This is a genomic window from Paenibacillus tarimensis (genome assembly GCF_021532315.1).
Classification (GTDB): Bacteria; Bacillota; Bacilli; order Paenibacillales; family Paenibacillaceae; genus Paenibacillus_I; species Paenibacillus_I tarimensis.
In genome coordinates, this window is record NZ_JAKGAO010000013.1 from 45,911 (window position 1) to 69,751 (window position 23,841).

The 23,841-nt window shown below is 55.0% G+C and carries 21 protein-coding genes and 2 riboswitches; of the genes, 2 read left to right on the plus strand and 19 right to left on the minus strand.

Features of this window, described 5'->3' with window-relative positions; translation table 11 throughout:
* Positions 1-774: 774 nt before the first annotated feature.
* Positions 775-1,311 carry an NAD(P)H-dependent oxidoreductase gene (locus L1N82_RS15035; RefSeq protein ID WP_235288465.1) on the minus strand — a complete coding sequence of 179 codons (537 nt, stop codon included), beginning with the start codon at positions 1,309-1,311 and terminating at the stop codon, positions 775-777.
* A 223-nt stretch (positions 1,312-1,534) separates the two neighbouring features.
* On the opposite strand from L1N82_RS15035, the gene L1N82_RS15040 reads away from it, so the two are divergent.
* On the plus strand, positions 1,535-1,909 hold the full coding sequence (locus L1N82_RS15040; protein WP_235288272.1) for a winged helix-turn-helix transcriptional regulator: 375 nt from the start codon (positions 1,535-1,537) through the stop codon (positions 1,907-1,909).
* Between the two features lie 134 nt (positions 1,910-2,043).
* Here L1N82_RS15040 and L1N82_RS15045 read toward each other — a convergent pair whose 3' ends face one another.
* Positions 2,044-2,856 (minus strand): TrmH family RNA methyltransferase, encoded by an 813-nt coding sequence (locus L1N82_RS15045; protein WP_235288273.1) that lies wholly within the window; start codon positions 2,854-2,856, stop codon positions 2,044-2,046.
* Between the two features lie 3 nt (positions 2,857-2,859).
* Positions 2,860-3,540: a potassium channel family protein gene (locus L1N82_RS15050; RefSeq protein WP_235288274.1), complete on the minus strand. Its 681-nt coding sequence runs from the start codon at positions 3,538-3,540 to the stop codon at positions 2,860-2,862.
* Positions 3,541-3,674: 134 nt separating this feature from the next.
* Between L1N82_RS15050 and sspI the strand changes: the two genes are divergently transcribed.
* Positions 3,675-3,908 carry a small acid-soluble spore protein SspI gene (gene sspI / locus L1N82_RS15055; protein ID WP_235288275.1) on the plus strand — a complete coding sequence of 78 codons (234 nt, stop codon included), beginning with the start codon at positions 3,675-3,677 and terminating at the stop codon, positions 3,906-3,908.
* 420 nt (positions 3,909-4,328) lie between these two features.
* Here sspI and purD read toward each other — a convergent pair whose 3' ends face one another.
* The 16 genes from purD to L1N82_RS15135 all read right to left on the minus strand — a co-directional run bounded on the left by purD (position 4,329) and on the right by L1N82_RS15135 (position 23,807).
* Positions 4,329-5,594, minus strand: a complete 1,266-nt coding sequence (gene purD, locus L1N82_RS15060) for a phosphoribosylamine--glycine ligase (RefSeq protein WP_235288276.1) — start codon at positions 5,592-5,594, stop codon at positions 4,329-4,331.
* 54 nt (positions 5,595-5,648) lie between these two features.
* Positions 5,649-7,196 carry a bifunctional phosphoribosylaminoimidazolecarboxamide formyltransferase/IMP cyclohydrolase gene (gene purH, locus L1N82_RS15065; protein WP_235288277.1) on the minus strand — a complete coding sequence of 516 codons (1,548 nt, stop codon included), beginning with the start codon at positions 7,194-7,196 and terminating at the stop codon, positions 5,649-5,651.
* 71 nt (positions 7,197-7,267) lie between these two features.
* Positions 7,268-7,876, minus strand: coding sequence for a phosphoribosylglycinamide formyltransferase (gene purN, locus L1N82_RS15070; RefSeq protein ID WP_235288278.1), 609 nt, complete (start codon positions 7,874-7,876; stop codon positions 7,268-7,270).
* A complete protein-coding gene (gene purM / locus L1N82_RS15075; RefSeq protein WP_235288279.1) occupies positions 7,876-8,919 on the minus strand; it encodes a phosphoribosylformylglycinamidine cyclo-ligase in 1,044 nt (347 codons plus the stop codon). Before purM ends, purN begins: the two co-directional genes overlap by 1 nt.
* Before the next feature lie 35 nt (positions 8,920-8,954).
* Positions 8,955-10,442, minus strand: coding sequence for an amidophosphoribosyltransferase (purF, locus tag L1N82_RS15080; protein WP_235288280.1), 1,488 nt, complete (start codon positions 10,440-10,442; stop codon positions 8,955-8,957).
* Complete coding sequence (gene purL / locus L1N82_RS15085; RefSeq protein WP_235288281.1) at positions 10,427-12,670, minus strand: phosphoribosylformylglycinamidine synthase subunit PurL; 2,244 nt, start codon at positions 12,668-12,670, stop codon at positions 10,427-10,429. The genes purF and purL overlap by 16 nt, the downstream gene beginning before the upstream one ends.
* Entirely contained in the window at positions 12,648-13,343 is a 696-nt protein-coding gene (purQ, locus tag L1N82_RS15090) for a phosphoribosylformylglycinamidine synthase subunit PurQ (protein WP_235288282.1), read from the minus strand. Before purQ ends, purL begins: the two co-directional genes overlap by 23 nt.
* A gap of 4 nt (positions 13,344-13,347) precedes the next feature.
* Positions 13,348-13,590, minus strand: a complete 243-nt coding sequence (gene purS / locus L1N82_RS15095; RefSeq protein ID WP_111147175.1) for a phosphoribosylformylglycinamidine synthase subunit PurS — start codon at positions 13,588-13,590, stop codon at positions 13,348-13,350.
* Positions 13,591-13,675: 85 nt separating this feature from the next.
* Positions 13,676-14,572, minus strand: a complete 897-nt coding sequence (locus tag L1N82_RS15100) for a phosphoribosylaminoimidazolesuccinocarboxamide synthase (RefSeq protein ID WP_235288283.1) — start codon at positions 14,570-14,572, stop codon at positions 13,676-13,678.
* Positions 14,573-14,645: 73 nt separating this feature from the next.
* Positions 14,646-15,941 carry an adenylosuccinate lyase gene (gene purB, locus L1N82_RS15105; RefSeq protein ID WP_235288284.1) on the minus strand — a complete coding sequence of 432 codons (1,296 nt, stop codon included), beginning with the start codon at positions 15,939-15,941 and terminating at the stop codon, positions 14,646-14,648.
* 6 nt (positions 15,942-15,947) lie between these two features.
* Positions 15,948-17,120 (minus strand): 5-(carboxyamino)imidazole ribonucleotide synthase, encoded by a 1,173-nt coding sequence (purK, locus tag L1N82_RS15110; RefSeq protein ID WP_235288285.1) that lies wholly within the window; start codon positions 17,118-17,120, stop codon positions 15,948-15,950.
* On the minus strand, positions 17,117-17,602 hold the full coding sequence (gene purE, locus L1N82_RS15115) for a 5-(carboxyamino)imidazole ribonucleotide mutase (RefSeq protein ID WP_235288286.1): 486 nt from the start codon (positions 17,600-17,602) through the stop codon (positions 17,117-17,119). The genes purK and purE overlap by 4 nt, the downstream gene beginning before the upstream one ends.
* Positions 17,603-17,891: 289 nt before the next feature.
* A riboswitch (purine riboswitch) is annotated at positions 17,892-17,993 on the minus strand.
* Between the two features lie 194 nt (positions 17,994-18,187).
* Positions 18,188-20,368 (minus strand): transglycosylase domain-containing protein, encoded by a 2,181-nt coding sequence (locus L1N82_RS15120; RefSeq protein ID WP_235288287.1) that lies wholly within the window; start codon positions 20,366-20,368, stop codon positions 18,188-18,190.
* A 157-nt stretch (positions 20,369-20,525) separates the two neighbouring features.
* The gene (locus tag L1N82_RS15125; RefSeq protein WP_235288288.1) at positions 20,526-21,914 is read right to left on the minus strand and encodes an NCS2 family permease; all 1,389 of its coding nucleotides are present in this window, start codon (positions 21,912-21,914) and stop codon (positions 20,526-20,528) included.
* Positions 21,915-22,037: 123 nt separating this feature from the next.
* Positions 22,038-22,137: riboswitch (purine riboswitch) on the minus strand.
* 91 nt (positions 22,138-22,228) lie between these two features.
* A complete protein-coding gene (locus tag L1N82_RS15130; RefSeq protein ID WP_235288289.1) occupies positions 22,229-22,912 on the minus strand; it encodes a Crp/Fnr family transcriptional regulator in 684 nt (227 codons plus the stop codon).
* Positions 22,913-22,964: 52 nt separating this feature from the next.
* Positions 22,965-23,807, minus strand: coding sequence for an HD-GYP domain-containing protein (locus L1N82_RS15135; protein ID WP_235288290.1), 843 nt, complete (start codon positions 23,805-23,807; stop codon positions 22,965-22,967).
* Between the last annotated feature and the right edge of the window lie 34 nt (positions 23,808-23,841).

Below are 23,841 nucleotides of genomic sequence, written 5' to 3' on the forward strand. Positions count from 1 at the left end.
GCGAGATTCTCCGTGCCGCTAGTACGGAATCCGTTCACTGTTCATTCCGTCGCCGATCGATGATTTTGTAACCTGGGCGGATGAACTTGCTCCACTGGGTCATCGGGCGGCCCATTTCTTTTATCGGTAACAATAATAATTCAGCCATTGGCTTCGAGTAAGTTTGAGATAAGGAGAAATGATATCTCCGATTACACCTGTATAATATGTACCAAATAAGAGAAACAATTACAGTCATGCTGCGTCTATATTTCATGCAGGGAGATCCCAAAGTGTAAACCAAAAGCAATCGGAGTCAAAACTGATTAAAGCAGAAGGGTTTTATTATTGTGGAAAAGGAGTGAATTAATCATTATTGAAACAGGAATTGGTTTTTTACTGTTTATAGCCCTTATCTCACTGTTCTTTAGCTTGGTGCGATTCCTGGTGGATAAATATTTAAGTGACTTTTACAGAGAAGCTTTTAGAAAAACACGTAAACTATTGCGTAAACTATTCCGGAAAAGAAGCTGAATTGGTTCCATAGACTTAACAATTTGCGATGTAAACCGCCATTATCTCGTAAGATCTTAGAATGTATCGAAGTCTCCCTTGTTGAGCAAATCAAGCTCTAAGGTTGTGTGGAAAAGATTCAATATACGCGCTCATGGCGGGTAACTTTCAGGGCTGCTTGCTTTGCAGGAGCCAGCGGCTAATGCTAAGAAAGTCCTGAGTCATCAAGAATGCTTGACGGTCAGGACCTGGATGCTGTGCATAATTCACTGCGTACATATTTTAACCAATCAGCGACTCCACGGGTGCACGAACAATTGCGGCGCAGCGGCTCGCTTCCTCTTTGATCTCGTCTTCCGAAGCATAGGTTGTATTGTATACAGCAAATGGGGGAAGGAAATCAGCATGACAGCGCGTCAGCGTTCTTTCGATCGGACGGAGCAGCTCGCTCATCGTATACTTGTTGAATCCCCCGGAACGATACTGCTTCTCGGTCCCGCCGACCGTCGTGACAACCATGAACGATTTCCCTGCTAACTTGTCACCACCTGGTCCGAACGCCCAACCGGGTACCAGCACGTCATCGAACCATTTCTTCAGCAGCGGCGGACAGCTGTACCAGTAAAAGGGGAACTGTAATAGGATTCTATCATACTTCAGCAGATATGCCTGCTCCCTTTCCACATCGATGTTCCATTCCGGGTACGCCCGATACAAGTCATGAATGAACATGCCCGAACGCTGCAGCTCCAGGGATAACGCTGCGTTAGCCTTGGACGTCTCCATTGAGGGGTGGGCGACAATAGCCATGATATTCAAGACAATCATCCTTTCGCCGTACAAAATAACATCGCGATGTACCTCCATTTTTACGGAGAAGGGAAGTCGTGTAAAGTACGCAGATTTTCCGTACTGTGTATGTTTTCTCAAACCAATAACACAAGTAGTATGGTTAGACATACTATGTACCATAAATCATCGTACTACCCATAATCGGGATACCCTGCTAACCTAATATTAGGATGGATACGGAGGTGCGCCCATGCACGACACAACGAACGACGGACCTAGAACTAACGGTATCACGACGACGTTGAAAGTAATCGGCGGGAAATGGAAGCCGCTAATCCTCTTTATTTTGCTGCAGGACGGTACGAAACGGTTCGGTGAATTGCGGCGGCTTCTGCCTAACGTGACCCAAGGAATGCTGACGAATCAACTCCGCGAGCTGGAACAAGACGGCCTCGTCTCCAGAGTCGTCTTTCAAGAGATTCCGCCCAAAGTCGAATATTCGATCACAGAGTATGGAAGGTCGCTGCACAACATCCTGACCGCCATGTGCGGCTGGGGATTCGCTCACTTGGAGAAGGATGCCGAGAGAGCTGTTGATTCTGGGGAGAAGACTAATATAAAATAAGAAAAAGACAGAAAAACCCTCAAAACCGAGGATCTTCCTGTCTTATAGCTGTCTCATATTGATGTTATAGACAGTCACGAACGATGCTGTAATCAGACACGTTTTACGTTATAGCCGGCAACCGTGAGGGCTGCCTACCGGTAATACCGCTGCCGCATCGCCTCATGCAGCAGCACGGTAGCGGCCATGGCAACGTTCAGCGACTCGGCCTTACCGCGCATCGGGATCAGTACCGACTCATCCACCAAGGCCGACACCTCGGCGGACAAGCCATTGGACTCATTGCCGAGCAGCAGCCAGGCCGGGCCATTCCAGTCATAGCTGAAGCAGGATTGCTCCGCCTGCAGGCTCGTGCCCACAAGCCGGATGCCCCGTTCACGCCCTTCGGGCAGAAGCTGCGCCAGATCCGCCTCTATAACCGGCAGATGGAACAGCGAACCCATTGTTGAACGGACAGTCTTCGGATTGTACAGATCAACGCTTCCCTTGCCGATGACAACCGCTGAAGCGCCGACTGCATCCGCGCTGCGGATGATGGTCCCGACATTACCCGGATCACGGAGTCCGTCCAGAACGACGACCAGCGCATTCGGGCCGTACAGCTGCGCGGTGTCTGCTTCCGCCTTGAGGACGATGCCAAACACAGGCGGCGGCGTATCAGTACCCGTGCATTTGCTCATGACGGCTGCCGATGCCTCCACAAGGGTGCAGGGATAACCGTCTTCAGAGCGAAGGAGCGGTTCCAGCTCGGCCGGCAGCCCCCGCTCCGTATCGTAAACGACCGTTTCGACCGGCGCACCGGAAATCAGTGCTTCCTGAATCAGGTGCACGCCTTCGAGGATGAAGCGTCCTGTGCGGTCCCGCTGCTTCTTCTCCAGCAGCGCTGCCCACTCCTTCACCTTCGGATTTTGCTGTGATGCGATATGCTGAACTGGCCCATTAATCATACGTTACGCCTTACCCGCTTTCTTGTCTGAATAGCTGAGCTCCAGCTTTGCAAGGTCTTTATTCTCCCCGACAATGACCAGAACATCACCCTCACGAATCGTATCTTCCGCATATGGCGATATATTCATCTTGACTCCCGTCTTGATGGCCATGACGTTGCAGCCATACTCCGCCCGGATGTCGAGCTCCTTCAGGTTCTTGCCCACCATACTGTCCGGCGCCTTAAGCTCTACGATGCTGTACTCATCCGACAGCTCGATAAAATCGAGAATGTTCGGCGAGATCAGGTGATGCGCCACCCGCAGACCCATGTCCCGCTCCGGGAAGACGACCTTGTCCGCGCCAATCTTGTCCAGTACCTTGCCGTGCAGCTCGTTCTGCGCCTTGACGATAATATAAGGTACCCCAAGATCCTTCATAATCAGCGTTGTAAGAATACTCGCCTGTATATCCTGGCCAATAGCCACTACAACCACATCAAAATTACGGATGCCAAGCGCCTTCATCGCTTCCTCATCCGTGGAATCTGCCGCTACCGCATGGGTAACATTATTCACCACTTCCTGAATCCGGTGTTCGCTCTCATCGATCGCCAGCACCTCAAAGCCAAGGTCTGACAATGATTTGGCAATACTAGTACCGAAACGACCCATACCGATAACCGCATACTGCTTCTTCGCCATGACAGGTATCACTCCCCCAACGATAACTGCGTATTCCTCATTATACCACAACTCATTAAACGGCTGAAAAGGATGACCCAGCTGTCACAGGGCATATTAAACGGGAAAACACCTTTTGACGGGGGGATTTGAACATGAATACGCTCAATTTGCGCCAGGCCATCATCCAACGGGTTCATGACAAGTCAGAGGAGGAACTGAATGAAGTCATCGAAAGCTCCATTGGTAATGATGAGCGGACGCTGCCCGGCCTAGGCGTACTCTTCGAGCTGATCTGGCAGGACAGTGACCCTTCCACCCAGAAGCAGCTGGTCGGAACACTGCATAACCACTTGGTCCATACCGAGCCGCCTCTGCAGCGTCAGTAAGTGTGAAGACAATGCGCGCACAACAGTGAAATGCCGCATGACATAAGCAAGAAGCAGCCTGCCGCCCTTGTGGCGGGCTGTATTGGCATATGGTATAGCACCCGTAAGGAGGTCTATCAGTGGACACAATCATAGAATGGATAACCCGGCATTGGGTCACAACCGTCATCCTGCTCGGCATCATCTGGGCGGTTGCTTTCGTCCTCTATCACCGCAAATCACTTTTCCTCAAGGAGTAGGCAGACAGCAGAACCGGGCATTTATTTTATGCAAAACAAAAGCTGCTGATTCCCACTCGCGGGAGCCTTCTGAAAAGCTCCCTTAGCGAGTAGAATCAACAGCTATAAAGTGACAGGATTAAACAGCCCCGCCCTTGTCACAAACAATCCGCACGTTTACTTTTTGCAAAAATCGGCATCGTTATACAAGTGCCTTGGACGCGATATCCGAACGGTAATGCATGCCTTCAAAATGGATAAGCCCAAGCGCCTCGTAAGCCTGCTTCCGGGCTTCGTCCAGATTGGCTCCGCGGCCGACAATGCCAAGCACACGGCCGCCGGCTGTGACAAGCTTCCCGTCTTCCTCCGCAGTACCCGCATGGAATATCAAAGCACCGGCTGCTTCCGCTTCCGCTAGACCGCTAATTACGCGGCCCTTCGGATAGGAAGCCGGATACCCTTCAGACGCCGCAATTACACACACTGCCGCTTCATCGCTCCACTCAATATCGAGCTGGTCCAGTCTTCCGTTAACCGCAGCCAGGATGATGTCCAGCAGATCGGTCTTTAGTCTTGGCAGTACAACCTGTGTCTCCGGATCACCCATCCGGGCATTGAATTCAATGGTCTTCACACCCGTCTTCGTAATCATCAGACCCGCGAAGAGGACGCCTCGGAAGGGTCTTCCTTCGCTGACCATGGCCCGTGCCGTCGGCTTAATGATATTCTCGATCGCATCTTCAATGAGAGCCGGGTCGATATGCGGCAGCGGCGTATAAGTGCCCATGCCGCCTGTGTTCGGTCCTTTATCTCCGTCATAGGCAGGCTTATGATCCTGAGCCGCAACCATGGGACGGACCGTCTCACCGTCAACGAACGAGAGAATCGACATTTCCTGGCCTTCCAGGAATTCTTCGATTACCACTTGTGTGCCAGCCTCTCCGAATACCTTGTCGACCATCATTCCGCGCAGCGCGGCTTCCGCTTCTTCCAATGTGGCCGCAACGGTCACGCCTTTGCCTGCTGCCAGGCCGTCAGCCTTGATGACGATCGGCGCGGACTGGCTGCGCAGATAAGACAGCGCAGCGTCATAATCCGTAAAGGTCTCATAAGCTGCAGTCGGAATGTTATAGTCCTTCAGCAGCTTCTTCATGAAGATCTTGCTGCCTTCGATCTCCGCCGCATTCTTGCGCGGACCGAATACCGGGATGCCCGCTTCCTCGTGTGCATCCACAATACCCGCCGCCAGCGGATCATCCGGTCCAACGACGACAAGGTCGATGGCGTTGTCCTTTACATATTGAATCTGATCGGCAAACCTGTTCACCGGGATCGGTACACATTCCGCCAAAGCAGCAATCCCCGCGTTACCCGGTGCACAGAACAGCTTGCTTATCTTATCGCTCTTGCTCAGTGCCCAGACGATGGCATGCTCACGCCCGCCGCCGCCAATAACCATAACCCGCATGGTCGTGCCCCCTATCTATAAGAATCCGTCTACGCTCTAATATCTGCTGACTTCTTAATGCTTGAAGTGGCGTACCCCGGTCATGACCATCGCAATGTTGTGTGCGTTCGCCACCGCAATGGATTCTTCGTCCTTAATGGAGCCTCCCGGCTGAATGACAGCAGTGATGCCTGCCTTGGCCGCGAGCTCCAGCGTATCGCCCATCGGGAAGAAAGCATCCGAAGCCAGTACAGCGCCCTTCGCCTTCTCGCCTGCCTGCTCAATCGCAATGCGGGCTGCACCCACACGGTTCATTTGGCCGGCGCCAACCCCTACGGTCATATCATTTTGCGCCAGCAGAATCGCATTGGACTTCACATGCTTTACAACCTTCCAGCCAAACAGCAGCTGCTTCAGCTCTTCCTCGGTCGGCTTGCGGTTCGTCACAACCTTCAGATCAGCATCTGACAGCGAATGCACATCGCTCTGCTGCACGAGCATGCCGCCTTCAACCGATGTGACCAGCCATTCCGGCTTGCGCTCCTTCGGTGCATGCAGCTCGCCCAGCTTCATCAGACGGATATTCTTCTTCTGCATGAGAACGTCCAGCGCTTCCTGTGTGAAATCTGGTGCTATAACAATTTCGAGGAAAATGTCATGCAGCAGCAGCGCCGTCTCGCGCTCCAATGTCCGGTTAGCCGCAACAATTCCGCCAAAGATCGACGTCGGATCAGCCGCATAAGCCTTCTGAAACGCCTCATGAACGGTAGCGCCAATTCCTACGCCGCACGGGTTCATATGCTTGACCGCTACAACGGCCGGCTCTTCAAATTCCTTCACAATGGCCAGCGCAGCATTCGCATCACTGATATTATTGTAGGACAGCTCCTTGCCATGCAGCTGAACCGCGGTCGTAATGCTGCCTTCGGCAGCCAGCGGCTTCTTGTAGAAGGCCGCCTGCTGATGCGGGTTCTCGCCGTAGCGCAGGTCCTGCACCTTCTCATAGGTGACCGTATAAGACTCCGGCAGCGGCTCGCCGTTCAGCTTGGAGAGATAGTCGGAAATCAGCGCATCGTAGGCCGCCGTATGACGGAACACCTTAGCTGCCAGACGCTTGCGTGTCTCCAGCGTCGTGTCTCCGCCGGCCTGCAGCTCTTCCACCACGCCTGCGTAATCAGAGGAGTCAACCACCACAGTGACGAAGGCATGATTTTTGGCTGCAGAACGCAGCATTGTCGGACCGCCGATATCAATGTTCTCAATCGCATCCTCATAGGACACGCCCGGCTTCGCGATCGTCTCCTTGAACGGATAGAGATTCACAACGACCAGATCGATATAGTCGAGGCCGAGTTCCTTCATCGCCTGCGTGTGCTCCTCATTATCCCGCACGGCCAAGAGGCCGCTATGTACAGCTGGATGAAGCGTCTTGACGCGTCCATCCATAATTTCCGGGAAGCCGGTCACATCCGAAATCCCGATCACCGGAATGCCTTCCTTCTCAAGCAGGGAAGCTGTTCCCCCGGTCGAAATAATCTCCACGCCCTGCGCCGCAAGCGCACGGGAGAATTCCACGATGCCTGTCTTGTCCGAAACACTGATTAACGCTCTGCGAATAGCCAAAATACAGGTCCCTCCTAATAGTGGTTTTCTAGAATCCAGTTCCCCGGATCCGTTAGCAGTCATCTATCCGATCAGCCTACATGAACATGCCGGCCGTCCAGCCGGACAAGCCCCTCGGCAATCTGTCCTATGGTCCAGGGCAGCAGCACCCGCTCCGTCTCCTGAATGCGGGCCGTAAGCGTCTCTTCCGTATCCCCCGGCAGCACATCGACGGTACGCTGGGCAATGATGGGTCCGGTGTCGAGGCCGCCGTCAACATAATGCACGGTAACCCCTGTCACCTTCACTCCGTACTCCAGCGCCTGCCGGACTGCATGGATGCCGGTGAAAGCCGGCAGCAGCGAGGGATGAACATTAATCATACGGCTGTAATACGGCTCGATCAGCACGGGCGTGATCAGACGCATGTACCCCGCCAGCACAATCAATTCCACGCGCCGGCGCTTCAATGCCGCCAAAATTTCTTCCTCGTAAGCCTCCCGTGACGGGAAGGACTTCGGTGCGAACAAGAAGGTATCCACACCGGCACGCTCTGCCCGTTCTACAACGGGCGCGCTCGCTTTATCGCAAACCAAAAGCTCGATGGACACATCGAGCTTTCCTGCCTGAACCGCATCCGAGATCGCCTGAAAGTTCGATCCGCTGCCGGATGCGAACACGGCGATTTTTAGCTTAGCCATTACACTTCAGCTCCCGTAAAGGTGACCACACGGCTTCCTTCTGTAACGCGGCCGATCCGGTATGCATCCATCTCCATGCCCTTCAGCAAATCAAGCGCCTGCGCAGCCTGATCTTCCGGCAGCACAACGACAAGGCCGATGCCCATGTTGAAGGTCGTGAACATGTCACGGTTTGTGATGCTTCCCTTCTCCTGCATCAGGCTGAAGATAGGCAGAACCGGCCAGGAGCCGTAATCGATCTCCACATTGACGCCCTCAGGCAGCATGCGTGGAATATTCTCGATAAAGCCGCCGCCTGTAATGTGGGCCATGCCCTTGACCTGCACCTGTTCGATGAGCTGCAGCGCAGGCTTCACATACAAGCGTGTCGGCTCCAGCAGAACGTCACCAAGCTTCGCGCCGCCTAGCTCCGGCAGCGTATCCTGCAGCGAATAGCCGGCCTGCTCCAGCATCAGCCTGCGTACCAGCGAGAAGCCGTTGCTGTGCACACCGCTGGAAGCGAGACCGATCACCGCATCGCCAGGCTTGATGGCCTTGCCGTCGATAATCTTCTTCTTGTCCACAATGCCGACCGTGAATCCGGCGATATCATATTCCTCTTCGCTGTACATGCCCGGCATCTCCGCGGTCTCACCGCCGATGAGTGCGCAGCCGGACTGCTCGCAGCCGTCCGCAATGCCTTTTACAATCGCTTCGATCTTCTCCGGCACCACCTTGCCGCAGGCCAGATAATCGAGGAAGAACAGAGGCTCTGCACCTTGTACAATGATGTCATTCACGCACATGGCTACGGCGTCGATTCCGATGGTGTCATGCTTGTCCATGGCGAACGCCAGCTTCAGCTTCGTGCCAACGCCGTCGGTTCCCGATACGAGCACCGGCTCCTCGTACTTGTCCTTATTGAGGCCAAACAAGGCGCCGAACCCGCCCAGATCCGTCAGTACCTCGGGCCTGAACGTCCGCTTCACATGCTTCTTCATCCGTTCGACCGCTTCATTGCCTGCCGCTATATCGACGCCGGCCTGTTTGTACGCTTCTGCCACCATGGTCACTCCTTCAGTATTGTTCTAAGAGCAGCTTAACAGCTGCAGGATTTATCCGATGTAAAATCGACCGGAGTCGGGTAATCATTGTCGAAGCACGCCATGCACAGCCCCCGGTTATGCTCGCCTTCATTGCCGCCGACCGCCTCTGTAAAGCCCTCGTTGCTCAGGAAGGTCAGGGTATCCGCGTTAATCAGCTGGCGAATCTCCTCAACCGTCTTGGAGCCTGCGATCAGCTCCTTGCGGTCCGGTGTATCAATGCCGTAGTAGCACGGGTTCGCGAATGGCGGCGAGGTGATCCGCACATGGACCTCCGTCGCCCCAGCTTCCCGCAGCAAATTGACAATCCGGCGTGAGGTCGTGCCGCGCACGATCGAGTCGTCAATCATGACCACGCGCTTGCCTTCAACCACCTTGCGCACTGCGCTCAGCTTCATCTTGACACCCTTCTCGCGCAGCTCCTGCGAGGGCTGGATGAACGTGCGGCCGGTGTACTTGTTCTTGATGAGCCCCAGCTCATACGGGATGCCCGTCTGCTCGGCATAACCGATCGCCGCCGAGATGCTGGAATCCGGCACGCCGGTCACCACATCGGCATCGACGAACGATTCAATAGCGAGGCGGCTGCCCATGCGCTTGCGCGCGGAGTGCAGGTTAATCCCGCTGATATCGCTGTCCGGCCGGGCAAAATAGATGTACTCCATCGCACATACCGCGCGCCGCTCCAGGGGAACATAACGCTCCGTATGCATGCCTTCGCGGTCAAATATAATGAGCTCGCCCGGCTCCACATCACGCTCATACTCTGCGCCGATTGTCTCAAGCGCACAGGTCTCCGATGCGAACACATACGCCTCGCCAAGCCGCCCGATGACGAGCGGGCGCAGGCCATGCGGATCGGTAGCGATAAGCAGCTTGCTATTCGTCATAATTAAGAAGGCATAGCCGCCGATGAGCCGCTGCAGCGCATCTCTTGCCGCATTCACGAAATCCTTCGGCGAACGCGCAATCAGATGGGCAACAACCTCGGTATCGCTTGTCGTCTGAAAGATCGAACCGTTCGCTTCCAGCTCGCGCCGGATTTCCGGCGCATTGACGATATTGCCGTTGGTCGCGATACCAAGGTCCCCATCACGGTATTTGAACACCAGGGGCTGGGCATTCGCCAGGCCGCTGCCGCCGGATGTTGAGTAGCGGACATGGCCGATCGAACGGTCGCCCTGAAGGGCATCCAGCTTATCCTTGTCGAACACTTCCTTGACCAGGCCCATGCCGCGATGATAGTTAAACACGCCGTCATGCTCCCGGTCTACCGTACAGATGCCGCAGCTTTCCTCGCCGCGGTGCTGCAGGGCATGAAGCCCGTAATAGCTGAGAGAAGCGGCGTCAGGGTGGCCGACCACCCCGAATACACCGCATTCCTCACGAAGCTTGTCGAATATGTCATCCCGGCCAATACCTTCGTTGTAGTGGCCGCCTCCGTCCGTCCACAGCTTGGAAAGCTGCTTCAGTTCATCAGACATGGAATCGCATCCTTCCAGACCTTCTCCAGTTGTGTGACCGGCGCTGCAATGCCGGCTTGTCCGTTTACGTTAATGGTCAGGCTGCTGCCTCCGACAGTTCCGATACGCGCGCAGGCTACGCCTGCTGCGCCAAGCTGCTCCAGCAGCGCTTCCGCCTTGTCCGGCTTCGCCGACAGCAGAATGCGCGACTGGGTTTCGCTGAATAGCGCGTGATCCGCGCGCAGGTCCGTGCTCAGCTCAAGCGCTGCACCGATGCCGCCGCTGATGCAGGACTCTGCTGCTGCAGCCGCGAGGCCGCCCTCGGACAGGTCATGCGCTGAAGCGACAAGTCCGCCTTGGATCGCGCTAAGCACCGCGCCCAGCACCTTCTTCTCCAGAGCAAGGTCCAGCTGCGGCGGACGGCCTTCCGTACGTCCGTACAGTACATACTGCAGTTCACTGCCGCCAAGCTCGGCCTTCGTCTCGCCTACGAGGATAACGACGTCCCCCTCTGCCTTGAAGGCTTGGGTTGTAATATGATCAATATCATGAATGAGGCCGACCATGCCGACGACTGGCGTCGGGTAGATCGCACCCTTCGCATTCTCATTGTACAGACTCACATTGCCGCCGATAACCGGCGTATCCAGCACACGGCAGGCTTCCGCCATACCGTCTACCGCCTTCTCAATCTGCCAGAAAACTTCCGGCTTCTCCGGGTTGCCAAAGTTCAGGTTGTCCGTAATGGCCAGCGGCTCGGCACCAGAGCATACGATGTTGCGCGCCGCTTCGGCTACTGCAATCCGTCCTCCTACTTCAGGGTCCAGATATACATAACGGCCGTTGCAGTCCGTTGTCATCGCCAGGGCCTTGCGCGTGCCCGGCACGGTCACTACTGCAGCATCTGAGCCCGGGCGAACGGCCGTGCTTGTGCGGACCATGTAATCGTACTGGCTGTATACCCACTCCTTGCTCGATACCGTTGGCGAGGCAAGAACCTTCTCCAGCGCGCCTGTTAGATCCGTTACTTCTCCGTAAGCAGTCGTATCGATCTGCGCATTCGCTGCATAATAAGCAGGCTCCTTGGACGGCTTATTATAGATCGGGCATTCATCGACAAGCGGCTTAACCGGCATGTCGGCAACCTGCTCGCCCTTATGGAACAGACGCAGACGGCCGTCATCCGTCACCTTGCCAACCTTGGCGCAGAGGATGCCCCAGCGCTCGAAGATCTCTCTCGCCTGTGCTTCATGCTGCGGCTCAATAACGAACAGCATCCGCTCCTGCGACTCGGACAGCATCATCTCGTAAGGCGTCATGCCTTCCTCACGCTGCGGCACCTCGTCCAGGTACAGTTCCAGACCGTTGCCTGCCTTGGCAGCCATCTCTGCGCTGGAGCAAGTCAGACCTGCCGCGCCCATATCCTGAATACCGAGTACGATACCGGTATCAATCAGCTCCAGACATGCTTCCATAACCAGCTTCTCCATGAAGGGATCGCCCACCTGAACGGCTGGACGCTTCGATTCCGATTCCTCTGTCAGCTCCTCGGAAGCGAAGGTCGCGCCATGGATACCATCCCGGCCGGTCGCAGGACCGACATAGAATACCGGGTTGCCTACACCCTTGGCTACGCCCCGCTGGATTTTATCATGATCGATCAGGCCCACGCACATCGCATTGACAAGCGGGTTACCCTCATAGCTCTCGTCAAACATGACTTCTCCGGCTACCGTCGGAATACCGATGCAGTTGCCGTAGCCGGCAATACCGCTGACAACATGCTCGAACAAGTACCGCACGCGCTCATTCTCAAGACGCCCGAAGCGCAGGCTGTTCAGCAGCGCAACCGGACGCGCGCCCATCGAGAAGATGTCGCGGATAATGCCGCCGACACCGGTCGCAGCACCCTGGTAAGGCTCAATCGCCGATGGATGGTTATGCGACTCGATCTTGAACACCACAGCCTGATTGTCACCGATATCCACGATGCCGGCGCCTTCACCAGGACCCATCAGGACACGGGGGCCTGTTACAGGGAAGCGGCGCAGGACAGGCTTGGAGTTCTTGTAGGAGCAGTGCTCCGACCACATAACGCTGAATACGCCGATCTCCGTATAGTTCGGCTTACGGCCAAGATGCCCGCAGATCAGGTCAAATTCCTTGTCCGTTACGCCCATCTGCTTGTAGATCTGCTGTTCCGCGATTTGCTCGGGAGTCGGTTCCTTAGCTGTTAACTGCTGCGCCATGCTGTTCCCTCCATACATTCAAGATCGATGTAAACATCCGCTTGCCGTCCTCTGAGCCCAGCAGCTTGTCGACTGCGCGCTCCGGATGCGGCATCATGCCGACCACGTTGCCCTTCTCGTTGCAGATTCCCGCGATATCCTCAACCGAGCCGTTCGGATTCGCCCCCGCTACATAGCGGAACACGATCTGGTTGTTCGCCTTCAGCTGCGCCAGTGTCGTCTCGTCGCAATAGTAGTTGCCTTCGCCATGCGCGATCGGAACATCGATAATCTCGCCCTTGCTGTATTCGTTCGTGAACGGGGTCTCGTTATTGACAACCTCCAGAAGCGCCGAATGGCAGCGGAATTTCAAATTCTTGTTGCGTCGCAGTGCGCCCGGCAGAAGCCGTGCTTCTGTAAGGATCTGGAATCCGTTACAGATGCCAAGCACATATTTGCCCGCTTCAGCAGCCTTCACAACCTCCGCCATAACAGGGGCAAACTGTGCAATCGCACCCGAGCGGAGGTAGTCGCCATAGGAGAATCCGCCAGGTACAATAATGGCGTCGTAAGCGGATAAATCCGTAGCGGTCTGCCATACATAGTCAACCGGCTGTCCGATCGTTTGCTCAACCGCTTTATAGCAGTCAATATCACAGTTGGAGCCCGGAAAAACGATTACTGCAAACTTCATCGGTTTAGCCCTCCAATTCAAATCGGTAGTCTTCAATTACCGTATTCGCCAGCAGCTTCTCACACATCAGCGTCACTCTCTGCTCCGCTTCCAGACGGTCTGTCGTGTCCAATTCAAATTCCAGGTACTTGCCGATTCTGACCTTGCCGACCTCCTGAAAACCCATCGAATGAAGCGCGCCCTCAACCGCTGCTCCCTGCGGGTCCAATACGTTCTGTTTAATGGTGACATAAACCGTTGCTTTCATCGTTTCCAGCCTCCTGTTCAATGGGTGAAGCCTCTGCTTTAATGATCCGCTATGATTGATTTGCTGGCTAAGCCAGCGACCGTGTCTATTCCGCTATGCTATCGCCTGTAAGGCGGTTGTAGATATCCATGTATCTCCGGGTCGTCTCTTCCACGACGAGATCCGGCAGCCTGGCCGGCTCGCTGTTCCTGTCCCATGGCGTACCGGCCAGATAGGTGCGGACCGGCTCCTTGTCCATGCTGTCGATCTCGATATCAAGCGCGTAGGTTTCCTTTGCCCAGAAGCGCGAGGAATCCGGCGTGAACAGCTCGTCAATCAGGATGACCTGTCCGTCAATGACGCCAAATTCAAACTTACAGTCCGCAAGTATGATCTCCCGCTCCTCGCAGTAGCTCCTTGCAAACTCATACAGCTTCAGGCTCCGCTCCTTCAGCTCCTCCGCAAGCTCAGTCCCAACCAACTCACACATCCGCTCAAACGGGATATCCTCGTCATGGCCGACATCGTTCTTCGCAGCCGGGGTGAACAGCGGCTTCTCAAGCCGTGCATTCTTGCGCATGCCCTCCGGGAGCTCAATGCCGTTCACCGAGCCTGACTGCTGATACTGTCTCCAGCCGCCACCCGTAATATAGCCGCGCACGACGCATTCAATATCAATCCGCTGCGCCTTCTTCGTGACCATGATCCGGTCCTTCAGCTGCTCCGCGTCCGTTACCAGACTGCCCAGCTTGTCCACATCCGTATGCACGACATGGTTAGGCTGCATCGTTTCCGTCAGATTAAACCAGAAGGCGCTGAGACGGTTCAGTACGTTGCCCTTCTCCGGCACAGCCGGCTCCAGCACATAATCAAATGCCGAAATCCGGTCTGTCACCACAATCAAATAATGCTCGCCAAGATCGTACAGCTCCCGCACCTTACCCTTGTAGAGCAGCGGGGCCTTGACTAAATGCTCTGCTGTTTCCAGCGCTTGTAGGCTCATTATTACTGCCTCCTTCTCCTGGCGTTGCGATTGTATCAATAAGACGCTTCTCTATCGTCAAGCGTGCGGGTGATCAGGACAGGCCAAGCCGGCGGAAAATTGTATCCACATGCTTCAGATGCCAAGCCGGGTTAAAGCAGTCCTCAATCTCTTCCACGCTGAGCAGTTCTGTAATCTGCGGAGTCTCCAGGATAATATCCTTAAACTGCCGCTGCTCCTCCCACGCCTGCATTGCCCGCGGCTGTACCGTATCATACGCCTGCTCGCGGCTGAGCCCCTTGTCGATCAGCTTGGTCATAACGCGTCCGGAGAACGGCACGCCGTAGGTACGCTGCATATTCCGCTTCATATTCTCCGGGAACACCTGCAGGTTCTTCAGAATATTGCCGAGACGGTTCAGCATGTAGTTCAGCAGCATGGTCGCATCCGGGAGGATGACGCGCTCCACGGAGGAGTGGGAGATATCGCGCTCATGCCAGAGCGGCACGTTCTCATAAGCCGAAACCATATGGCCGCGGATAACACGCGCCAGACCAGAGATGTTCTCGCAGCCAATCGGGTTGCGCTTGTGCGGCATCGCCGATGAGCCCTTCTGGCCCTTCGCGAACGGTTCCTCCACCTCTCGGAATTCACTTTTCTGCAAAGCGCGGATCTCCGTGGCGAACTTGTCAAGCGAGGTCGCAATCAGCGCAAGAGTCGCCATATATTCCGCATGACGGTCGCGCTGCAAAGTCTGGGTCGAAATAGGAGCCGGCTTTGTGCCCAGCTTGCGGCAGACGAACTCCTCAACAAATGGGTCAATGTTGGCGTACGTACCGACAGCACCGGATATTTTCCCGAACTGGACACCGTCCGCCGCATGCTCGAAGCGCTCCAGATTCCGTTTCATCTCTTCATACCAGAGCGCCAGCTTGAGTCCGAAGGTTGTCGGCTCGGCATGCACACCGTGCGTACGGCCCATCATCGGGGTATCCTTGTAGGCGATTGCCTGGTCGCGGAGGATCGTAATAAACCGTTCAATATCAGCACGCAGAATTTCGTTCGCCTGCCGCAGCAGGTAGCCAAGCGCCGTATCTACGACATCGGTCGAGGTCAGGCCGTAATGCACCCATTTGCGCTCCGGGCCGACCTTCTCCGATACCGCACGGGTAAACGCGATGACGTCATGCCGGGTCTCCTGCTCAATTTCATAGATCCGGTCGATGTCGAAGTCGGCCGAACGGCGCAGCGCCTCTACGTCTTCCTTCGGTATGACGCCAAGCTCTGCCCATGCTTCACAGGCGCACAGCTCCACTTCGAGCCATGCCTTAAATTTATTCTCCTCTGTCCAGATCGCTCTCATTTCCGGTCTGCTGTAACGTTCCAACATAATCGATCAAACCCTCCAAATCGTCGTTTCGGCTATCCAGGCCAGTGCCGACTCCACATCGGCAGCCAGTACGTTGACATGGCCCATCTTCCGTTTATCCTTCGCTTCCTGCTTGCCGTACAAATGCACCTTAGGGGATACCCCGTGCCTGTCAGCCGCTTCATCATGCTCCCCAAGCCGCTCCAGCAGCGGCTGCACATGCTCGCCGAGCACGTTCACCATCACAACCGGCGTCATCAGCGACGGATCGCCTAGCGGCAGGTTGCAGACCGCGCGGATATGCTGCTCAAACTGCGAGGTGCGGCATGCTTCCATTGTGTAGTGTCCGCTGTTGTGGGGCCTTGGGGCCAGCTCGTTCACGTACAGCCCGTCCACCGAAGACCAGAACATCTCAACGGCTATCAGGCCTACCGCTCCAAGCCCTTCGGCAATCGCCTTCGCCAGCTCCTCTGCTTCCTCCAGCACCGCTTCCGGTACCCGTGCAGGGACAATGGACAGATGCAGAATATTGTCCACATGGATGTTCTCTGCAGCCGGGAACGTCTTAATCTCGCCCCGGGAATTTCTGGCCGCGATAACGGAAAGCTCCTTATCGAAGCGGATGAACTGCTCCAGTACAAGCTCCGTGCCTGTTCCTGCCAGAGAATTATAGGCTTCGGCCAGCTCATGGCCGCCTCTGATTACCCGCTGTCCCTTGCCGTCATAACCGCCCGTTGCCGTCTTGAGCACGCAGGGATAACCAAATCTCCCCGCCGCCTCTTCCAGGTCCGCAAGACTGGTAATCTCGGCATATGGCGCCACGCGCACACCCGCCGCTTCAATCGCTCTCTTCTCCCGAAGCCTGTGCTGCGTCGTATGCAGCAGCCTGCTGCCCTGCGGCACCAGTGACTCCGCCATCAGCATCTCGGCCACGCCGGCATCCACATTCTCAAATTCATAGGTGATGACATCCGAGCGCGAGGCCAGCTGGCGGGCTGCTTCATGATCATCATAAGCAGCCTTGATCTGCTCCGCCACCTGCCCGCAGGGTGCATCATCCGCCGGGTCCAGTGTGATGAACCGGTAGCCCATGGCACTTCCCGCCAGAGCCATCATCCGCCCAAGCTGGCCGCCGCCGAGAATACCGACGGTGCTGCCCGGTAGCACAGGTGCATGTGACTGGGTGCGGATGCTGCTCATAAAGTATCACTGCTTTCCATGACTTCCCTGCTGATCCGGTCACGCCTTGCCTGCACGCGCTGCTGCAGCTCCGGATCAAATGCCCCCAGCAGCTGTGCCGCCAGCAGTCCCGCATTCGTTCCCCCGGCGTTGCCGATGGCAACAGTCGCAACCGGGATGCCCCCCGGCATCTGGACGATGGACAGCAGCGAATCCATGCCGCTTAGCGCCGATGATTTTACCGGAACGCCAATAACCGGAAGGATTGTCTTCGCAGCAACCATCCCGGGCAGATGCGCGGCGCCTCCTGCGCCCGCAATGATAACCTTCAGGCCGCGCGCGGCTGCCGTCTCGGCATACTCGAACATCAGGTCAGGCGTCCGGTGAGCCGATACAACCTTCTTCTCATAAGGAATTTGCAGTTCTTCCAGAACATCGCAAGCCAGCTTCATGGTATCCCAGTCTGATTTGCTGCCCATGATGACGCCAACAAGTGCTGACATGTAGTTACCCACCTTCTATATAAAGTGCCATACTGCCCAAAATAGAAAAATCCCGTCGGAACCCTTCTTGCAAAGGGCCCGATACGGGACGCGAGCTGATAATATGCCGTCTGTCCCGATCTTCTCGCATCTCCAGGGTCGGCGCATCTGCGCAGTTCCAGCCGCAGCAAGCACCGCCTCATCAATCGAATCGGCTTTGCACCAAACGCCCTGCAACCGCTGCATACAGCACATGAAACGCGGTTGTACGGAAATAGACAGCAGAAGGCTGCTCGTCTAGGGAGCAACCTGTTTCTATTATCATGCTCGTAGTCCGAAAATTTATGGTTTCCGGGTAGAAACTTCCAGGCCATATTCCTGAATTTATACGAGTTTGTATGAAAGTTCACTTTATAACGCTTAAAACTTTCTTTAGTTTAACAATCCTCCTGTAGGTTGTCAACGTCAGAACACGAACGATAGAATTTATTTTAATATTTATAGTTCGGTTTTTACTTGCTCGTCTCCTGAAGTATCGAAATCTCAGCCCGGCTGTTGATTTATTTCATGAAAAATCACGCTTCATCCCGGCGCACCTTCCCACTGCTAATCCTCCCGGTCCTTCTTCCCGTTACCTTTTCCGTTTCCCTTACCTGGTTGTTCCCATTCCGGATCGTCATTGACATTGTCATTGTCATTGTCATTGTCATCGTCGTCCTCACCGCCCCCATCGCCCTCGTCGTCAGTGTCGTCAGCGCGCCCGCTTCGCTCCGCTTCCTTCTTCCCGTTATCCTTGCGGTTTTCTTCCCGCTCCTCGTTCTCTTTTTTATCTTTCTCCTTTACCTTGTCTTTCTTGTTGCCTTTGTCTTCCTGCTTGGACTCCCGGGCAATCGCTAAGTAGGGGTCATAGCCATCCGGCACGGGAAACGGCCGCACTGGCTCGCCGGCGAGTGCCAGACTCATAATTCGCTGGAACAGGACAGCCGGGTAGGTCCCGCCTGTGGCCTGCATGTAGTGGTCTGCGTCTGTCTTGTCATATCCCATCCAAATCGCAGCTGCCAGCTCGGGCGTGTAGCCCGCAAACCAGATATCCTTCGAACCGTCCAATCCCTGAAACATCTCCGTATCCGGCAGCTGTGTCGTACCAGTCTTCCCTGCAGCCGGCCGTTCTAACGCCGCACGGGTCCCTGTTCCCGATTTCACCGCCTCCTCAAGCAGCAGCGTCATCGTATAAGCATCATTCTCGCTGAGCAGCCTGGTCTTTGCGGGACTTGCCTCGCCAATCACCGTGCCCGCCTTATTCTCAATCCGGACAATCGCATGGCTCTCCATCATCATGCCGCCATTTGCAAATGCGCCATATGCCTGGCCAAGCTCCAGAGGAGATACGCCCTGCTGCAGGCCGCCCAGTGCCAGGCTCAAATTCCGGTCCTCCGGCAGCAGCTTGAAGCCGGCTTTCATCGCGTAGTCCCAGCCCTTACCAAGACCGATCTCGTTAAGCAGCCATACAGCCGGTACATTATAAGAGTGGACCAAGGCCTCTTTTAACGAAACCTCCCCCCTGCTGCTGCCGTCATAGTTACGGGGCCTGTAACCGCCGATATCCAGCTCTCCGTCATAAAGACGGGAATCCGCCTTGTAGCCCTCTGCGAGCGCGGGGGCATAGACGGATATCGGCTTAAAGGCCGAGCCCGGCTGCCTGCGGATCTGGCTTGCCCGGTTAAGTCCCCTGTATACCTGACCGCCCCGCCCTCCAACCAGACCGCGAATCGCGCCGGAGGACGGCTCGCTGACCACAGCTCCGCTCTGAACCGGTATATCGTCAGCCTGTTCCGGAAACATGCTGTTATCAGCGTATACCTGCTCTACCGCCTCCTGCACCTTCGGGTCCAGATGCGTATAGATCCGATATTCCCCGCTCAAGAGCTCACGCTCGGTCAGCCCGTATGTTTCCTCCGCCTCCTGGAGCACATAATCTACATAATACGGGTACTTGCGGCCTGGCGCTTCCCGCTCGCCTGAGGTCCTGATTGGCTCGGCTTGGGCTTGTTTCCGCTCATCTGCCGTGATATAACCCTGCTCTGCCATCAGCTGGAGAACCAGATTGCGGCGTTCCAGCGCCCTGCCTTCATCAGTATAAGGAGAGTAATGCGAGGGGGCCTTCGGCAGCGCGGCCAGCAGAGCCGACTCCGCAAGCCCAAGCCCTGCAGCAGACTTGCCAAAGTAAACTCTGGCCGCCTGCTCTACTCCCCAAGCCCCTTCTCCAAAATAGATCTGATTCATATACATCTCCAGGATTTCATCCTTGTCATAAACCAGCTCAATCTTGACCGCCATTGCGGCTTCCTTCAGCTTGCGCGCCATGGTGCGGTCTGCGTTCAGCAGAACGTTCTTGGCCAGCTGCTGGGTAATGGTGCTTCCGCCCTCGACAACTCCCCCAGCCCTTATATTGCGGACCGCGGCTCTGCCAAGCGCACTTAGATCTACGCCTTCATGCTCATAAAACCGTTTATCCTCTACCGCCACAACGGCATTAACCAGGTGCTTCGGGATTTCCGCTAGCGGAACCGGAATGATTTTGGAGGAGGATAAGGCCGCATACTGCCCGCCATTGCGGTCAAACAGCAGTGTCTGCCCATGCAGCGGCTCTCCAAGCTTGTTTATATCCTGGGAAGAAACCCACCATGCTCCTATCAGCAGCAGAGCTGCCGCCGCGATGAGGGCCGCTCCCGCTGCTCTGCGTACATACCGCCGCTTACTTTGAAGCTTCTTAGGCTTATTCAACATAAGTGTTCCCCCTTCTCTTGCTGTGTCCTTGCACTTGGTAAAGAACATTCGCAAGCAGGGGAGCATTTGAGGGATAGCCCGATGTAAAAAAACAGGCATCCAGCCGGATCAAATGACCCGTCTGAATGCCCGTTACCATTAATTCAACTTAATAAGATCAGTGCCCGCCGAGGAACGCATACCGCAGGACAATTAGGATTGCAAGCACCCACATCAGCCAGTGAATGGAATATTTCTTCTCAGCTCGGCCCGAAACATTCGCCAGCGCAGCCAGCAGAACATAGAACACGATACCGAACGAGATACCGTTAGCAATGTTATACGTAAACGGCATCAGCGTAATGGTCAGGAATGCAGGAATTGCGTATACCATGTCAGAAAAATCAATTTCCTTGACGGATTGCATCATCAGTACGCCAACAATGATCAGCGCCGCATTTGTCGCAGCTGCCGGTACAAGCGCCACTACAGGAGCCAGGAACAGCGCGAGCAGGAAGCATACGCCTGTTGTAACAGCCGTCAAGCCGCTGCGTCCGCCCTGCGCGATACCGGAGGAGCTTTCCACGAATGCCGTAACCGTACTTGTACCGAGCATCGCGCCGCCGCTGACCGCTACCGCATCAACGAACATCGCCTTGCCGACTGTCTTCTTGCCTTCTTCCGGATTCTTCATAACGCCTGCGCGGTTCGCCGTACCGACGAGCGTTCCGAAGGTATCGAACAGCTCTACGAATGTAAAGGTCAGAATAACGGATACAAGACCAACCTCCAGAACACCTTTGAAGTCAAAGTGCCAGAAATTCAGCTGGCCAAAATCAGGAATCCATGTTGCGTTCTCAAGTGAAGAAGTGTTGATATCGCCAGTGAAGGCCGCAATAATTGTTGTCAGGACGATACCGAAGAGAATCGCGCCCGGCACGCGCATGACCATCAGGCACGCAATCAGCAGAATGCCGATTAACGTCAGCAGCATGCCGTGATCGTTGAAATCACCGAGGTGAATAACCGATTCAAAGCCAAGCAGATTTGTATATGTACCAGCTGGCACATCCTGCGTAGTTTCAACCGCAATTGTCAGAATGCCGCTTCCCTTCAGGCCAATGATGGTGATGAACAGCCCGATCCCCACCGTTATGGCATGCTTGAGGCTGTCCGGTACAGCGACAAGAAGCATCTGTCTTACCTGTGTAACTGTCAGAATGATGAAGATGATACCCGAGAGGAATACCGCCGTCAGACCCATCGCTGGAGATATAGGTGTATCCGTCGCGCTTGATGCCAGTATCGTAGCTGCAAAATAAGCGTTAAGCCCCATACCCGGCGCTACCGCTACAGGAAAATTAACGAACAATCCCATGGCGATCGTAAAGATACCCGCTGCAAGCGCCGTTGCCAGAAACACGCTGTAAAAATCAAGTCCTGCACCTGAGAGGATGCCCGGATTGACAGCCAGTATATAGGCCATCGTCATGAATGTCGTCAAGCCTGCCATAATTTCCGTTCTGACATTCGTGCCCAGCTCTCTGAGCCTAAAGAAACGTTCCATTGGTTAATACGCCTCCCAAATAGTTATCCGAACAAACAAAAAAGAACCTCCGAGCGTATCGATCCGTCTCTTAGGTTCTGCGCAAAAGAGGAATAGTATTCCCATACGGTTCCGGTTACCGGGGGTACTGTTCCTGCTTTTCGTAGTCAGATCATTACGGTGACCTCGTAGAGACTCCCGGGCCAATCCCCGGGATTATACGAAAAGAGCTATGCTGTTGTTTTTCAAATTCATTCTAAGCGCCGTCCATACGTATTGTCAACGAAAAATATCGAATGATCACATAATTTGTCACATGGAATGTTCGGTTTTCGTCATTCCAGCCGCATCATCGTGTCCAGATCAAAGATCAGGATCTTCTTGTTCTCCACCCTGATCATGCCGTTCTCCTGAAGGTCCAGCAGCACCTTGGTGACCGTCTCGCGCACAGCTCCCACCATGTCAGCCAAATGCTGATGCGTCAGCTTCATATTGATCAGAACGCCTTCCTCCGTACTTCTGCCATGCTCCTCTGCCAGCCTCGCCAGCCGTTTGATAATACGGGTCCGAACATTAAGGAAGGTCAACTCATAAATCTGCCGGTTGGCCCTGCGCAGCCGCTCCATCGTATCCTCAAGCAGATGAATAACTAGCCGCGGATCTGATGCTATCAAGTGTTCAAAATCACTTCGTCCAAGCGCATACAGCTTAACCGGCTCAGCCGCCTCCGCAGTGGCCGACCGGACAAGCCCAGGCCGGATCAGCGCCATTTCACCGAAATAATCGCCTTCCCGCAACGTAGCTAGGATCACTTTCTTCGTTCCGTCAAACGTGTATATATCCACTGAACCAGACCGGATAAAATACATGTTATCCGCTTCATCCTTCTCGAAGAAGACGATTGTCCCCCTTTTGCAGACCGTCTCCCGGATGTAAGGCAGCACCTTATCCAGCAGGTCCGGATCGATTGCCCCAAAGAAAGGGATAGCGGAGCACAGCTGCTCTTTGTTGATCGGCATAGGTCTCCCCCATTTCATCCGAGTGGACTCAAGATGGAGACACTGCCGGTCGTTATTGAGATACCGCTTGGATAAACGCCCGGACAGCCGCTCCATCGTACGATATCTCTATTTTCGACAAAAGATGCTCGATTCCTTCATTGAAGGACCTCAATTGCTCTCCGTGCCTATACCGGTCAAACGCATTGGCAATCCCGCAAATCTGGGCGGATAAGCGAACCTGATCCCCCCGAAGCCCGCGGGGGAAGCCCTTTCCGCTGAGCTCCTCATGATGCTCCAGCACAATATGTGCCGATAGAAGCGGCAGATCCGGCAGGCGGCGGATCATATCATAACCCTTCTGAGGATGCTCCAGCCTGCTCTGCGCCCGATCCTTATCCGTGATATAACCGATATCGTGCAAAAGAGAGCCAATCGCCAGCATCTTCAGATGCTGACCGGTATAGGGGAGCTGACGACCGGTTGCTACAGCCAGCATACAGACGTAGGCGCTATGAGCCGCCAGCTCGGACCACTTACTTCCGTCACCCTCCAGCCGCTCTACGGGCGGGAACACTGGAGCTTCAATCGCGAAGGCTGCAAGCTCGGTAGCCAGCCCCATAACTGCTCCGCCCTGGAAGCTCCCGCTGCGTTCAACATCTCTGAAAACCTGGAGCACCGTTTCATAAGCTGCCCGCTGCAGCTCTTCTGCCTTTTGAACCGGATAAGCGCTCTGCTTCTGACCGGCAGCCATGTTATCAATCAGTACAGTGTCTACATTCAGACCCCCGAGCACTGTAATCAGGCTGATATTCAAGACTGTCCCCTTGGGCATGAGCACCCGCCCGTCGTTAAAGTAGACAGGGGCGCCAAGCCGGTCCCCTTCCCGAAGCTTTCGCACTGGTACTACCATCATTCTGCACACTCCAATATCCCGATCATTGGGAGTG

Coding starts and splice junctions, on each gene's coding strand:
- L1N82_RS15040 (WP_235288272.1), top strand. CDS start 1,535: ATGCACGACACAACGAACGACGGACCTAGAACTAACGGTATCACGACG.
- L1N82_RS15045 (WP_235288273.1), bottom strand. CDS start 2,856: ATGATTAATGGGCCAGTTCAGCATATCGCATCACAGCAAAATCCGAAG.
- L1N82_RS15050 (WP_235288274.1), bottom strand. CDS start 3,540: ATGGCGAAGAAGCAGTATGCGGTTATCGGTATGGGTCGTTTCGGTACT.
- sspI (WP_235288275.1), top strand. CDS start 3,675: ATGAATACGCTCAATTTGCGCCAGGCCATCATCCAACGGGTTCATGAC.
- purD (WP_235288276.1), bottom strand. CDS start 5,594: ATGCGGGTTATGGTTATTGGCGGCGGCGGGCGTGAGCATGCCATCGTC.
- purN (WP_235288278.1), bottom strand. CDS start 7,876: ATGGCTAAGCTAAAAATCGCCGTGTTCGCATCCGGCAGCGGATCGAAC.
- purF (WP_235288280.1), bottom strand. CDS start 10,442: ATGTCTGATGAACTGAAGCAGCTTTCCAAGCTGTGGACGGACGGAGGC.
- purL (WP_235288281.1), bottom strand. CDS start 12,670: ATGGCGCAGCAGTTAACAGCTAAGGAACCGACTCCCGAGCAAATCGCG.
- purQ (WP_235288282.1), bottom strand. CDS start 13,343: ATGAAGTTTGCAGTAATCGTTTTTCCGGGCTCCAACTGTGATATTGAC.
- purS (WP_111147175.1), bottom strand. CDS start 13,590: ATGAAAGCAACGGTTTATGTCACCATTAAACAGAACGTATTGGACCCG.
- L1N82_RS15100 (WP_235288283.1), bottom strand. CDS start 14,572: ATGAGCCTACAAGCGCTGGAAACAGCAGAGCATTTAGTCAAGGCCCCG.
- purB (WP_235288284.1), bottom strand. CDS start 15,941: ATGTTGGAACGTTACAGCAGACCGGAAATGAGAGCGATCTGGACAGAG.
- purK (WP_235288285.1), bottom strand. CDS start 17,120: ATGAGCAGCATCCGCACCCAGTCACATGCACCTGTGCTACCGGGCAGC.
- purE (WP_235288286.1), bottom strand. CDS start 17,602: ATGTCAGCACTTGTTGGCGTCATCATGGGCAGCAAATCAGACTGGGAT.
- L1N82_RS15120 (WP_235288287.1), bottom strand. CDS start 20,368: ATGTTGAATAAGCCTAAGAAGCTTCAAAGTAAGCGGCGGTATGTACGC.
- L1N82_RS15125 (WP_235288288.1), bottom strand. CDS start 21,914: ATGGAACGTTTCTTTAGGCTCAGAGAGCTGGGCACGAATGTCAGAACG.
- L1N82_RS15130 (WP_235288289.1), bottom strand. CDS start 22,912: ATGCCGATCAACAAAGAGCAGCTGTGCTCCGCTATCCCTTTCTTTGGG.
- L1N82_RS15135 (WP_235288290.1), bottom strand. CDS start 23,807: ATGATGGTAGTACCAGTGCGAAAGCTTCGGGAAGGGGACCGGCTTGGC.